We start from the raw sequence: 12,411 nt of genomic DNA, 5'->3' as shown, positions 1-12,411 counted from the left end.
GAGGCGCTACCGAGCGGCCGCCACGACCTCCCGGTACAGGGCGGCCGTCTCGTCGGCGATCGCCTCCCAGCTGAAGGCGGATGCCGCCCGCTCGCGACCGGCGCTGCCGTAGGCGCGCGCCCTCTCCGGGTCGGAGACGACCTCCGTGAGCGTCGCGGCGAGGTCGGCGACGAACTTCTCCGGATCGACCGGTGTCCCCGTCCCGTCCTCGGCCTGCTCGATCTCGACGAGGCGTCCGGTCTCGCCGTCGATGACGACCTCGGGGATGCCGCCGGTGGCGGTGCCGACGACGGCCGCGCCGCACGCCATGGCCTCGAGGTTGACGATGCCGAGCGGCTCGTAGATCGACGGGCACACGAAGGTCGTCGCAGAGGTGAGGATCGCGCACAGGTCCGGGCGCGGCAGGAACTCCTCGATCCAGACGACACCCTCGCGGGTGCGCTGGAGCTGCTGCACGAGGCCCTGGACCTCGGCCATGATCTCAGGCGTGTCGGGCGCCCCGGCGCAGAGGATCAGCTGCACCTCGGGCGGCAGGAGCTCCGCCGCGCGCAGGAAGTACGGAAGGCCCTTCTGCCGCGTGATGCGCCCCACGAACACGACGGACGGTCGTGCCGGATCGATTCCCCACCGCGACAGGAGGTCCGGGTCCTCTCGCGGCTGCCAGGCGTCGACGTCGATGCCGTTGTAGATGACGCGCACCTTGGCGGGGTCGAGGGAAGGGTAGCTGCGGAGGATGTCGCGCCGCATCCCGTCGCTCACGGCGACGACGGCGGCGGCGTTCTCGTAGGCGGTCTTCTCGACGTAGCTCGACAGCGCGTAACCGCCGCCCAGCTGCTCGGCCTTCCAGGGACGCAGCGGTTCGAGCGAGTGCGCGGTCACGACGTGCGGCACCCCGTGCAGCATCGAGGCGAGGAAGCCGGCGTAGTTGGCGTACCAGGTGTGGCTGTGCACGACATCCGCTCCCGCGACGTCGCCGACGATCTCCAGGTCCGTCCCGAGCGTCTGCAGCGCGGGATTGGCGCCCGACAGACCCGTCGGGGCCGCGTACGAGGTCGTGTCGGCCTCGTCACGCTCCGCGCCGAACGCGCGCACCTGGACCTCCATCCGGGAGCGCAGCGCCTTGACGAGCTCGGTCACGTGGACACCGGCTCCGCCGTAGATCTCGGGCGGGTATTCCTTCGTGACGATGTCGACGCGCATGGACCGAACTCTAGGGCACCGGGACACGGCGTCACAGTCCTGGTCGGACCCTCCGAAAGGCACATAGTGTGAGCACATGGCAGCATCCCCGAAGGTCCTCGGTATCGTCCTCGCCGGTGGCGAGGGCAAGCGACTCATGCCGCTCACCCAGGACCGCGCGAAACCCGCCGTTCCCTTCGGCGGGCAGTACCGGTTGATCGACTTCGCGATCTCGAACCTCATCAACTCCGAGCTGCGCCAGATCGTGGTCCTCACGCAGTACAAGTCGCACAGTCTGGACCGTCACGTGTCGCAGACGTGGCGGATGTCCGCCCTGCTGGGCGCCTACGTGACCTCCGTCCCCGCACAGCAGCGGCTTGGCAAGCGGTGGTTCTCGGGGTCCGCCGACGCGATCCTGCAATCCCTCAACCTCATCCACGACGAGAAGCCCGACATCGTCGCCGTCATCGGTGCCGACCACGTCTACCGCATGGACTTCCAGCAGATGATCGACGCGCACATCGCCTCCGGTGCCCGCGCCTCGGTGGCCGGCATCCGTCAGCCCATCTCGCTGGCCAACCAGTTCGGCGTGATCGATGTGGATCCCACCGACGGCGTCACGATCCGCGACTTCCTCGAGAAGCCGCAGAATCCCACCGGGCTTCCGGACAGCCCGGGCGAAGTCCTCGCCTCGATGGGCAACTACGTCTTCGACACCGATGCCCTCATCGAGGCCGTCGAGGCCGACGGCGAGCTGCCGACCTCGAACCACGACATGGGCGGCGACATCATCCCCTACTTCGTGTCCCGCGGCGAGGCGGCGGTCTACGACTTCCAGCGCAACGACGTCCCCGGATCCACCGATCGCGACCGCGACTACTGGCGGGATGTGGGCACGATCGACTCGTTCTTCGACGCGCACATGGACCTCATCTCGGCGCTGCCGGTGTTCAACCTGTACAACATGGACTGGCCCATCCGCTCGCAGTCGGTGAACTCGCCGCCCGCGAAGTTCGTCCGCGACGGCATGGGACGGATCGGTAACGCCATCGACTCGATCGTGTCGCTGGGCTGCGTGCTCTCGGGCACCCACCTCGAGCGCAGCGTGCTGGGCCCCTGGACGCTCTCGGGCGGCGGCGCGACGATCACCGACTCGGTCCTGTTCGACCACGTGAGCGTCGGCGCCGGGGCGCGTGTGCACCGCGCGATCCTCGACAAGAACGTCGTGATCGAGCCGGGCGCCACCGTCGGAGTCGACCGCGAGCTCGACCTGTCGCGCGGGTTCACCGTCACCGACAGCGGGCTCACGGTCGTGGGGAAGAACATCCGCATCACCGCCTGAGCGCGCCGCGGGCGACGGAGCCGATAGCGTTGTCGGGTGCCTGATGCCCGGTTCCTCGTCGTGTTCGACGCCGATTCCACGATCATCCGCAACGAGGTCATCGAGCTGATCGCGGACGAGGCGGGCCGCGGCGCGGAGGTCGCCGCCGCGACGGAGGCCGCCATGCGCGGCGAGGTGGACTTCGCGTCGAGTCTGCGCTCCCGCGTCAGTGAACTCGCAGGCGTCCCGGTCGCCTCCTTCGAGCGCGTCCTGTCCCGGATCGAGCCGACTCCCGGCGTCCGCGAACTCATCGCCGCGATCCACCAGCGCGGGGGCATCGCTGCGGTGGTCTCGGGAGGATTCCACGAGATCCTCGATACCGTCGCTCCTTCGCTCGGCGTCGACGTCTGGCGGGCCAACCGGCTGGTGTCCGCGGACGGCGTCCTGACCGGTGTCGTCGACGGTCCGATCGTGGACGCGGCGGGCAAAGCGGAGGCCCTGCGGGAGTGGGCGCTGTCCGCCGGCGTCAACCTCTCGGCGACCATCGCCGTCGGCGACGGGGCCAACGACCTCCTGATGATGGATGCCGCCGGTTTGGGGATCGCCTTCAACGCGAAGCCGGCGGTTCGCCGCCGTGCCGACCTCGTCGTGGACCCGGTCGATCTCGGCGAGCTCATCCCGCTCCTGCCCTGAGACAGCCCCGACGGGATGTCGGCGACCGCGAGTAGCGTGCGGGCATGGACATCATCCTCATCCCCGGACTCTGGTTGACCGCGTCATCGTGGGACGACGTCGTCCCTGCCCTGCGGCAAGCGGGGCACCTGCCGCATCCGCTCACGATGCCCGGGGTGGGCGTCGCTGATTCCGATGCCCGCCTCTCCGACTGGGTCGACGCGGTCGTCGACGAGATCGACCGCGTCGACGGCCCCGTCGTGCTCGTGGGTCACAGCGGCGGCGGGAACGTCGCGTGGGGCGCCGCCGAGCGCCGCGCCGACCGGGTGAGCCGCGTCGTGTTCGTCGACACGACGCCTCCCCCGCCCGGAGCGGACATCTCGGAGTTCCCTCTCGTGGACGGCGTCATCCCCTTCCCGGGGTGGGACTTCTTCGACGAGGAGGACGTCGCGGACCTCGACGACGCGACGCGTCGGCGCACCGCGCCGCTCACGGCGTCCGTCCCCGCGAGGGTGCCGACCGACGCACTCGCGCTCGAGGGCACCGACCGGCACCGCATACCGGTCACGATGCTCATGGGATCGATGGACGAGGCGACATTCCGCCAGGTCGTGACGCAGTGGGGCGCGTTCGCCGCCGAGTTCGCCGCGATCGAGGATGCCGAGGTCGTCCGGATCGGTACCGGGCACTGGCCGCAGTTCTCGGCCCCGGCGGAACTGGCGCGACGGATCATCGACGCCGTGCGCTGACGCCGGTCAGTGCCCCATGCCGAGACCGCCGTCGACGGGGATGACGGCACCGGAGATGTAGGCGGCGTCCTCGGACGCCAGCCACACCACGGCGGCGGCGACCTCATCGGCGGCGCCGAAGCGTGCGGCGGGGATGTTCTTCTTGTACTCGGCCTGGGTGTCCTCGGGCAGCGCCGCCGTCATGTCCGTCTCGATGAAGCCGGGGGCGACCACGTTGGCCGTGATGCCGCGTGATCCCAGCTCGCGCGTGAGCGACCGGGCGAAGCCGACCAGCGCGCTCTTCGAGGAGGAGTAGTTGATCTGTCCGGCCGAGCCGTAGAGGCCGACCACCGAGGAGATGAGGATGACGCGGCCCCACTTGGCCCGCAGCATCCCTTTCGCGGCGCGCTTGACGACCCGGAAGGCACCGCCGAGGTTGGTCGAGACGACGGTGTCGAAATCGTCCTCGGTCATCCGCAGGAGCAGGGTGTCCTTCGTGATGCCTGCGTTCGCGACGACGACGCCCACGGGCCCGAGCTGCTGCTCGACCTCGGTGTACGCCGCGTCGAGCGAGGCCGCATCGGTGACGTCGGCGCGGACGGTCAGCGTCCCCTCGGGTCCCTCGCCCGACCGTGCCGTGACGGCCACGGTGTAGCCTTCCGAGACGAATCGTTCGGCGATCGCGCGGCCGATGCCGCGGTTGCCTCCGGTGACGAGGACGACGCGCTCGTGGGACATGCTTCTCCTTGCTCCGAGCCGGGTGAACCGCACCAGCCTAGCGGCGTGTACGGCGGGTAGGCTGGGGGTCAACCCGCCTGAAGGAGACGGACGTGACCGACGCCACGAACACCCCGCCGCAGCCCTCCGACGTGCCGCCGGCACCGCCCGCGCCGAGCGATGCCTACCCGCCCGCACCGCCGTACTCGCCGCCGTCGGCTCAGGCCCAGCCCGCCTTCGGCGAGCAGCAGCCGGGCTACCCCCAGCCCTACGCACAGCCGTCGTACGGCCAGCAGTTCGGTCAGCCCGCCTATGGACAGCAGCCCTACGGTCAAGCGGCCTACGGCTACGCGCCGGCGCGGCCCAACAACGTCCTTGCGATCATCTCGCTCGTCGCGTCGATCGCGGGCCTGACGCTCGTCCCCTTCATCGGCTCGATCGCAGGTGTCATCACCGGACACATGTCTCTCAAGCAGCTCAAGACCTCCGGCGAGAACGGCCGCGGCATGGCCCTTGCCGGCACGATCATCGGATGGATCGGATCGGGATTCTGGCTGCTCCTCATCCTGATCTGGGTGATCGCCGCGATCGCCTTCGCCGCCGCCGTCCCATCGATGGTCCAGTACTCCTAGGAGCCCCCCACGTCCCGCCGCACCAAGCACGACGCCGCGCAGTCGGCGACTTCCCTCGCCACGGCGCCGGAAGTCGACGCCCGCTCGCGCACCCGCCGCTACGTCATCATGATGACGGTGCGTGTCGCCTGCTTCATCCTCATGGTGACGGTCACCCCGTACGGCTGGCAGACCTGGATCTTCGCCGCCGGCGCTGCCGTGCTGCCCTACCTCGCGGTGGTGGTGGCGAACGTGGGCAACGGCGACGAGGTCGTCGTGGCCGAGCGACCCTCGCGCGAGATCGATGCGGGGCCGACGGCAGCCACGACTCCGACGGAGCCCGACGACAAGGTGATCAGGATCCAGGAGAGCCCGCCCCGGGAGGAGCGATGAACAGCCCGCAGTGCTCGCGCGCGGGATGCCGTGCCGACGCGCAGTGGCAGGTCGTCTGGCGGAACCCCCGCATCCATTCCGCGGACCGTCGCAAGGTGTGGACGGCCTGCGCCGACCACGTCGGATTCCTGCGCGACTACCTGGCCTCGCGCAGCTTCCCCGTCGAGGTCTTCGCGCTCGACACCGCCGACGCGTCGTGAACCGCGAGACCGCGCTGCGCTGGAGCGGCTACGTCGCGATGGCCGTCGTCTTCGCCATCGCCTGCGCGTTCCTGTCGAACTGGCAGTTCTCGCGGAACGCGGAACGGGATGCCGAGCTCACGCTCGTCGCCGACAACTACGCACGCCAGCCGGTCGCCCTGGCGGACCTCATCCCGCTCGGGCAGGGCTTCGTCCCCACCGATGAGTGGCGACCCGTCGAGATCCGCGGGCAGTATCTGACGGATCAGACCCTGTTGGTGCGCAACCGTCCGCACGGCGGCACGAGCGCCTTCGAGGTGCTGGTGCCGTTCCGTGCGGACGACGGCCGCGTCGTCCTCGTCAACCGCGGCTGGGTGCCGCCCGGCGACAACCGTCCCGAACCGGACGCCGTCCCCGCGCCCCCGACGGGTGAGGTCACTGTGACCGGTCGCCTGCAAGCGGGCGAGCGGCCGGTGCGCGAAGGACGCTCCGCGCCCGAGGGCCAGGTCGCCACGATCGATCTCGCCCTGATCGCGCAGATGACCGGGCAGACGGGTGAGATGCTCGACTCCGCCTACGTCCTCATGGCGCAGGAGACGCCGGCACCGGCCGAACGTCCGCAGGCACTCGAGGATCCGTCGTCGGATCCCGGTCCCTACCTCTCCTACGCGATCCAGTGGATCCTCTTCGCCGTCATGGGGTTCGCCTTCATCTGGTACATGATCCGCACCGAGATCCGGCATCGTCGCGAGGATGATCGGGACGGCGGGCGCGCGACATCGCGGAGACCGCCGCGCCGCCGCGACCGCGACATGGAGGCCGAGGACGAGCTCCTCGACGCGCGCTGATCCGCGAGGACCGGAGGGCCGTCAGGCCAGCGTGATGAGGTCGATGTAGTCGCGTCCCCAGATGTCCTCGACACCGTCGGGGAGGATCAGCACACGCTCCGGGTTCAACGCCTCGACAGCGCCCTCGTCATGCGAGACGAGGACGACCGCGCCCTCGTAGTGCGCCAGCGCCCCGAGGATCTCTTCACGGGATGCGGGGTCGAGGTTGTTGGTCGGCTCGTCGAGCAGCAGCATGTTCGCCGACGACACGACGAGCGTCGCCAACGACAGTCGCGTCTTCTCGCCGCCCGAGAGGACGCCGGCCGGCTTGAGCACGTCGTCGCCCGTGAACAGGAACGACCCCAGGACCTTGCGCGCCTCGGTGGCGGTGATGTCCGGCGCCGCCGACATCATGTTGTCCAGGACGGAACGGCTGACGTCGAGGTTCTCGTGCTCCTGCGCGTAGTAGCCGATCTTGAGCCCGTGGCCGGGCTCGATGATCCCGGTGTCCGCCTTGTCGACGCCGGCGAGGATGCGCAAGAGGGTCGTCTTGCCGGCGCCGTTGAGCCCCAGCACCACGACGCGGGATCCTCGGTCGATCGCGAGGTCGACACCCGCGAAGATCTCCAGCGAACCGTAGGACTTCGAGAGATTCTTGGCCATGAGCGGCGTCTTGCCGCAGGGCGCGGGCTTGGGGAAGCGCAGCTTCGCGACGCGGTCCTCCTGCCGGACGTCGTCGAGACCGGCGAGCAGCTTCTCGGCGCGGGCCACCATCTGGTGCGCCGCGGCGGCCTTGCTCGCCTTCGCACCGAAGCGCGCCGCCTGCTGCTGGAGGGCCGTCGCCTTCTTCTCGGCGTTGGCGCGCTCCTTGCGACGGCGCTCCTCGTCTGCGGCGCGCTGACGCAGATAGTTCTTCCAGTTCATGTTGTAGACGTCGATGACCTGTCGCATCGCGTCGAGGTAGAACACACGGTTGACGGTCTCGCCCACGAGGTCGATGTCGTGGCTGATGACGATCAGTCCGCCCTTGTACCCCTTCAGGAACTCGCGCAGCCACACGACGCTGTCGGCGTCGAGGTGGTTGGTCGGCTCGTCGAGGATCATCGTCTGCGCGTCGGAGAAGAGGATGCGGGCGAGCTCGATGCGGCGTCGCTGGCCACCCGAGAGCGTCTTCAACGGCTGGTCGAGAATGCGGTCGGGCAGCGAGAGGTTGTGGGCGATGGACGCCGCCTCCGCCTCGGCCGCGTACCCGCCGAGGGCTTCGAAGCGCTCGGTGAGCGAGGCGTACTTGCGCATCGCCCGGTCGGCGGTCGCGGCATCCGTCGACGCCATCTGCTCGGCGGTCTCCCGCATGCCGATGACGAGCGAACCGAGACCGCGGGCGTCGAGGATGCGGGTCCGAGCGAGCATCTCGGGATCACCGGAGCGGGGATCCTGCGGGAGGTAGCCGAGCTCGCCGCTGCGGTCGACCTTGCCCTCGGCGGGGAGCAGGTCGCCGGCGAGGACCTTCGTCAGGGTCGTCTTCCCCGCGCCGTTGCGGCCGACGAGACCGATCTTGTCGCCCGGTGAGACGCGGAAGGCGACGTCGGACATGAGGGTGCGCGCACCGACGCGGATCTCGAGATCGTGCACGGCGAGCACAGCAGACGTCCGTTCTTCCTGGGGAGGCGGCCGAGTGGCCAAACCCCCAGTATACGGCGCGGAGCGACGACCACCGGGCCCCGTCCCGGGAGCGTTCCCGGTTTCCACTCGCCCGGCGAATCGTTGTAAGGTTAGGCGACCCTAATCACCTCTCCCAGGAGACCTCTGTGCCTCGCATCCGCACTGCGCTCGTCCTCGCCGCAGCATCCGCCCTCCTCCTCACCGGCTGCGCCACCACGGCCGCCGCCCCCGCCGGCTCCACGTCTTCCGACGGCGCCGCTGCGGCAGACGACGCCTTCCCCGTGACGATCACCCACGCGTTCGGTGAGACCACGATCGAGAGCAAGCCGGAGCGTGTCGCGACGGTGTCCTGGGCGAACCAGGAGGCCGCGCTCGCCCTGGGCGTCGTCCCCGTCGGCATGCCGGCCGTCACGTGGGGCGACGACGACGGCGACGGCATCCTCCCCTGGGTCGAGGACAAGCTCGAGGAGATGGGGGCCGACACCCCCGTGCTCTTCGACGAGGCGGACGGCTTCGACTACGAGGCGATCGCCGACACGGCGCCTGATGTCATCCTCGCCGCCTACTCGGGGATGAACCAGGAGGAGTACGACACGCTGAGCAAGATCGCGCCTGTCGTCGCCTACCCCGACGTCGCGTGGGGCACCACCTGGCAGGAGCTCACCGAGATCAACGGAACGGCTCTCGGAATGAAGGATGAGGCCGAGACCCTCGTCGACGACCTCACCACCCAGCTGGGCGAGCTCACCGCCGCACAGCCCGACATCGCGGGCAAGAGCGTGATGTTCAGCTCCTTCGACGCGACCAACCTCGCCGAGATCGGCTTCTACTCCCTCGAGGACCCGCGCCAGCTGTTCCTGCAGGACCTCGGCATGGAGCCCGCGTCGACGGTCGTCGAGCAGTCCGAGGACACCGACCAGTTCTGGATCACCAACAGCACCGAGGAGATCGAGCGCTTCAGCGACCTCGACGTGCTGGTGACCTACGGCGACGACACCACCCTCGCCACGATGCAGGCCGACCCGCTGCTGTCGCGGATCCCCGCGGTAGCCGACGGTTCCGTCGTCGTCCTCCCGCTCGCCAACGCGCCGCTCTCCGCCGCCGCGAACCCGAGCCCGCTGTCGATCCCGGCCTCGCTGACGGCCGACTACGTCGACCTCATCGGCGAGGCCGCTGCCAAGGTCTCCGACTGATCCGGACCGGCTCGCCGCTCTCACCATGACCGCTCTCGCTCCCGCGCCCGCCGCCGCCACGACCGCGTCCCTCCGACGCCGGTCGGGGCGGCGGCGGGTGCTGTGGGTGCTGGTCCTGGTGATCGCGGTCGCGGTCATCTGCGTCCTGTCGGTCACCTTCGGTAACCGGACGGTGGACGCGTCGCAGATCATCGCGGGACTCACCGGGGATCTGACGACGACGGATGCCGCCGCCGTGGCACGCCGGGTGCCGCGCACCATCCTGGCCCTGCTGGTCGGCGCGTCGCTCGCCGTCGCGGGCACCGTCATGCAGGGCGTCACCCGCAACCCGTTGGCCGATCCGCAGATCCTCGGGATCAACGGTGGGGCATCCCTCGCCGTCGTCACGGGCCTGGCGTTCTTCGGGGTGACGAGCGCCTTCGGGTACATCTGGCTCGCCATGCTCGGCGCGGCATTGGCAGCGTTGTTCGTCTACACCATCGGGTCGCTGGGCCGTGGCGGCGCGAGCCCCCTCAAGCTCGCTCTGGCGGGAGCCGCCACGGCGGTGGCGGTCACGTCGCTCATCAGCGCGATCCTGCTTCCCCGCATCGACGTGATGAGCGTCTTCCGGTTCTGGCAGATCGGCGGCGTGGGCGGCGCGACGACGCAGAACATCCTGCTCGTGCTCCCATTCCTGGCGGTCGGCATGGTCATCTGCATCGCCTCCGCTGCCGCGCTGAACGCCCTTGCGCTCGGCGACGACCTCGCGACCGGCCTCGGGCAGAAGGTCCGGACGGCGCGCCTGCTGTCGGCGCTCGGCGCCGTGATCCTCTGCGGCGCGGCGACGGCCGTCGCCGGCCCGATCGGGTTCGTGGGACTGATCGTGCCGCACGTGTGCCGCCTGCTCGTCGGCCCCGACCACCGGTGGCTGCTCCCCGTCTCGGCCCTCGTCGGCGCCGGACTCCTCACGGTCGCGGACGTCGTCGGTCGCGTCATCGCACGACCGCAGGAGGTCGAAGTCGGCGTCGTGACCGCGCTGATCGGCGCCCCGTTCTTCATCGCCATCGTCCGCCGACAGAAGAGGCGCGCGCTGTGACCGCCCTCGCGCCCGCTCAGACGACGCTCTCCGCCGTGAGCGCCGGTCGGGCCCGGCGTGCGCGCCGGCGGATCCTGGTGACCGGCGGTCTCCTCGTCGCCGTGCTCGCGACGTACCTCATCTCACTCATGGTCGGCCAGACCTTCTACACGCCCGCGGAGGTCTGGGCGGTGATGACGGGACAGACCGTCCCCGGCGCGTCCTTCACCGTCGGCGAGCTGCGGTTGCCCCGGTCGACGGTCGCCCTTCTGACGGGTCTCTGCTTCGGCATGGGCGGCGCCGTCTTCCAGACACTGCTGCGCAACCCGCTGGCCAGCCCCGACATCATCGGGATCAACGCGGGCGCGAGCGCGGCGGCCGTCGTGGGCATCGTCTTCCTCTCGCTCTCGGGCACGGCCGTCTCGGTCCTCGCCACCGTCGCGGCCGTCGCGACGGCGCTGACGATCTACCTCCTGGCGTTCAAGGACGGCGGTTCCGGGGCGCGTTTCATCCTGATCGGCATCGGCGTGGCGGCCATCTTCAACAGCGTCGTCGCCTATGTGCTCTCCCGCGCGGCGGAGTGGGATCTGCAGGCGGCGATGCGGTGGATCACCGGGAGCCTGAACAGCGCCTCGTGGAACGAGGTCCTCCCGCTGTCGGTGGCGATGATCGTCGTCGTGCCGATCGTGCTCTGGCTCACCCGCGACCTCGAACTGATGAGGCTCGGGGACGATGCGGCATCGGCCCTGGGCGTGCCGGTCGAGAGGCGGCGCATCCTGCTCATCGTCGGCGCCGTCGTGCTCCTCGCGTTCGCGACGGCCGCCGTCGGTCCCATCTCCTTCGTGGCCTTCCTTTCCGGACCGATCGCCGCACGGATGCTCGGACCGGTGGGTTCGCCGGTGCTGGTCGCCGGCTTGTTCGGCTCGTTCCTCGTGCTCGTCGCCGACCTCGCCGGGCAGTACCTGCTCGGGATGCGTCTGCCGGTCGGCGTCGTGACCGGCGTCCTCGGTGCGCCGTACCTCATCTTCCTTCTCATCCGCAGCAGCCGCTCGGGAGGCTCCCTATGACCGCGGACCGCACCCTCCACGCCTCCGGTGTGAAGCTCGCCTACGGCGACCGCCTCATCGTCGACGACCTCGACCTCGTCGTCCCGCCCGGTCGGATCACGGCGATCGTCGGGGCGAACGCGTGCGGGAAGTCCACCCTGCTCAAGTCCATGGCGCGACTTCTGACGCCCCGCGCCGGCCAGGTGCTCCTGGACGGCAAGGACATCCACAAGCTGCCGACGAGGCAGGTGGCGCGTGAGCTCGGACTCCTCCCCCAATCCCCCATCGCGCCGGAGGGGATCGCCGTCTCCGATCTCGTCGGTCGCGGACGGACCCCGCACCACGGCCCGTTGTCGCGGTGGAGCCGCGCGGATGACGAGGCCGTCGCGGCCGCCCTGGACGCGACGGACACCGCCGCCCTGGCGGACCGCGCGGTGGACGAACTCTCGGGCGGCCAACGGCAGCGGGTCTGGATCGCCATGGCACTGGCACAGCAGACCGACGTGCTCCTCCTCGACGAACCGACGACGTTCCTGGACGTCAGCCACCAGGTCGACGTCCTCGACCTGCTGACCGATCTGAACCGGCGCTCCGGGACCACGATCGTGATGGTCCTGCATGACCTCAACCTCGCGGCGCGGTACGCCGATCACCTCGTCGCGATGGCCGGTGGGCGTCTCTTCGCCGCCGGAGACCCGGGCGAGATCCTGACCGCCGAGACCGTCAAGGACGTCTTCGGCATGGACAGCCGCGTCATCCCCGACCCGCTCACCGGACGCCCGATGGTCCTCCCCATCGGTCGCCACCACGTCCCCGCCGGCGTCTGACC

The 12,411-nt window shown here is 70.0% G+C and carries 14 protein-coding genes; 11 read left to right on the top strand and 3 right to left on the bottom strand.

The window, feature by feature from the left end; translation table 11 throughout:
* Positions 1–6 precede the first annotated feature (6 nt).
* The gene (glgA, locus tag M3190_RS08605) at positions 7–1,200 is read right to left on the bottom strand and encodes a glycogen synthase (protein WP_251580560.1); all 1,194 of its coding nucleotides are present in this window, start codon (positions 1,198–1,200) and stop codon (positions 7–9) included.
* A gap of 76 nt (positions 1,201–1,276) precedes the next feature.
* On the opposite strand from glgA, the gene glgC reads away from it, so the two are divergent.
* From glgC to M3190_RS08590, 3 genes are read left to right on the top strand one after another with little or no spacing between them, the layout of a single operon-like run.
* Entirely contained in the window at positions 1,277–2,521 is a 1,245-nt protein-coding gene (glgC, locus tag M3190_RS08600; protein WP_251580559.1) for a glucose-1-phosphate adenylyltransferase, read from the top strand.
* A gap of 36 nt (positions 2,522–2,557) precedes the next feature.
* Positions 2,558–3,193 carry a phosphoserine phosphatase SerB gene (gene serB / locus M3190_RS08595; RefSeq protein ID WP_251580558.1) on the top strand — a complete coding sequence of 212 codons (636 nt, stop codon included), beginning with the start codon at positions 2,558–2,560 and terminating at the stop codon, positions 3,191–3,193.
* A 44-nt stretch (positions 3,194–3,237) separates the two neighbouring features.
* Positions 3,238–3,921: an alpha/beta fold hydrolase gene (locus M3190_RS08590; protein WP_251580557.1), complete on the top strand. Its 684-nt coding sequence runs from the start codon at positions 3,238–3,240 to the stop codon at positions 3,919–3,921.
* 6 nt (positions 3,922–3,927) lie between these two features.
* On the opposite strand, the gene fabG is transcribed toward M3190_RS08590, so the two are convergent.
* Entirely contained in the window at positions 3,928–4,638 is a 711-nt protein-coding gene (gene fabG, locus M3190_RS08585; protein WP_251580556.1) for a 3-oxoacyl-ACP reductase FabG, read from the bottom strand.
* A gap of 92 nt (positions 4,639–4,730) precedes the next feature.
* Here fabG and M3190_RS08580 point away from each other — a divergent pair, with 92 nt between their 5' ends.
* The 4 genes from M3190_RS08580 to M3190_RS08565 all read left to right on the top strand — a co-directional run bounded on the left by M3190_RS08580 (position 4,731) and on the right by M3190_RS08565 (position 6,648).
* Positions 4,731–5,249, top strand: a complete 519-nt coding sequence (locus tag M3190_RS08580; RefSeq protein ID WP_251580555.1) for a DUF4190 domain-containing protein — start codon at positions 4,731–4,733, stop codon at positions 5,247–5,249.
* Positions 5,250–5,357: 108 nt separating this feature from the next.
* A complete protein-coding gene (locus tag M3190_RS08575) occupies positions 5,358–5,621 on the top strand; it encodes a DUF3099 domain-containing protein (RefSeq protein WP_251580554.1) in 264 nt (87 codons plus the stop codon).
* A complete protein-coding gene (locus M3190_RS08570) occupies positions 5,618–5,821 on the top strand; it encodes a hypothetical protein (RefSeq protein ID WP_251580553.1) in 204 nt (67 codons plus the stop codon). Before M3190_RS08575 ends, M3190_RS08570 begins: the two co-directional genes overlap by 4 nt.
* A complete protein-coding gene (locus M3190_RS08565; RefSeq protein WP_251580552.1) occupies positions 5,818–6,648 on the top strand; it encodes an SURF1 family cytochrome oxidase biogenesis protein in 831 nt (276 codons plus the stop codon). The genes M3190_RS08570 and M3190_RS08565 overlap by 4 nt, the downstream gene beginning before the upstream one ends.
* Before the next feature lie 21 nt (positions 6,649–6,669).
* On the opposite strand, the gene abc-f is transcribed toward M3190_RS08565, so the two are convergent.
* On the bottom strand, positions 6,670–8,268 hold the full coding sequence (gene abc-f / locus M3190_RS08560) for a ribosomal protection-like ABC-F family protein (protein WP_308222251.1): 1,599 nt from the start codon (positions 8,266–8,268) through the stop codon (positions 6,670–6,672).
* A gap of 167 nt (positions 8,269–8,435) precedes the next feature.
* On the opposite strand from abc-f, the gene M3190_RS08555 reads away from it, so the two are divergent.
* Genes M3190_RS08555 through M3190_RS08540 form a run of 4 tightly spaced genes read left to right on the top strand, consistent with a single transcriptional unit; the run spans position 8,436 to position 12,409 of the window.
* Positions 8,436–9,482: an iron-siderophore ABC transporter substrate-binding protein gene (locus M3190_RS08555; RefSeq protein ID WP_251580551.1), complete on the top strand. Its 1,047-nt coding sequence runs from the start codon at positions 8,436–8,438 to the stop codon at positions 9,480–9,482.
* Positions 9,483–9,507: 25 nt separating this feature from the next.
* Positions 9,508–10,557 carry a FecCD family ABC transporter permease gene (locus M3190_RS08550; protein WP_251580550.1) on the top strand — a complete coding sequence of 350 codons (1,050 nt, stop codon included), beginning with the start codon at positions 9,508–9,510 and terminating at the stop codon, positions 10,555–10,557.
* Positions 10,554–11,603, top strand: coding sequence for a FecCD family ABC transporter permease (locus M3190_RS08545; protein WP_251580549.1), 1,050 nt, complete (start codon positions 10,554–10,556; stop codon positions 11,601–11,603). The genes M3190_RS08550 and M3190_RS08545 overlap by 4 nt, the downstream gene beginning before the upstream one ends.
* Positions 11,600–12,409, top strand: a complete 810-nt coding sequence (locus tag M3190_RS08540; RefSeq protein ID WP_251580548.1) for an ABC transporter ATP-binding protein — start codon at positions 11,600–11,602, stop codon at positions 12,407–12,409. The genes M3190_RS08545 and M3190_RS08540 overlap by 4 nt, the downstream gene beginning before the upstream one ends.
* The last annotated feature ends 2 nt before the right edge of the window (positions 12,410–12,411 follow it).

Origin of the sequence: Microbacterium oleivorans (assembly GCF_023715745.1) — a bacterium.
Taxonomy (GTDB): domain Bacteria; phylum Actinomycetota; class Actinomycetes; order Actinomycetales; family Microbacteriaceae; genus Microbacterium; species Microbacterium oleivorans_D.
Note: the sequence above shows the minus strand (reverse complement) of the source record. Positions and strands in the feature narration are given on the sequence as shown.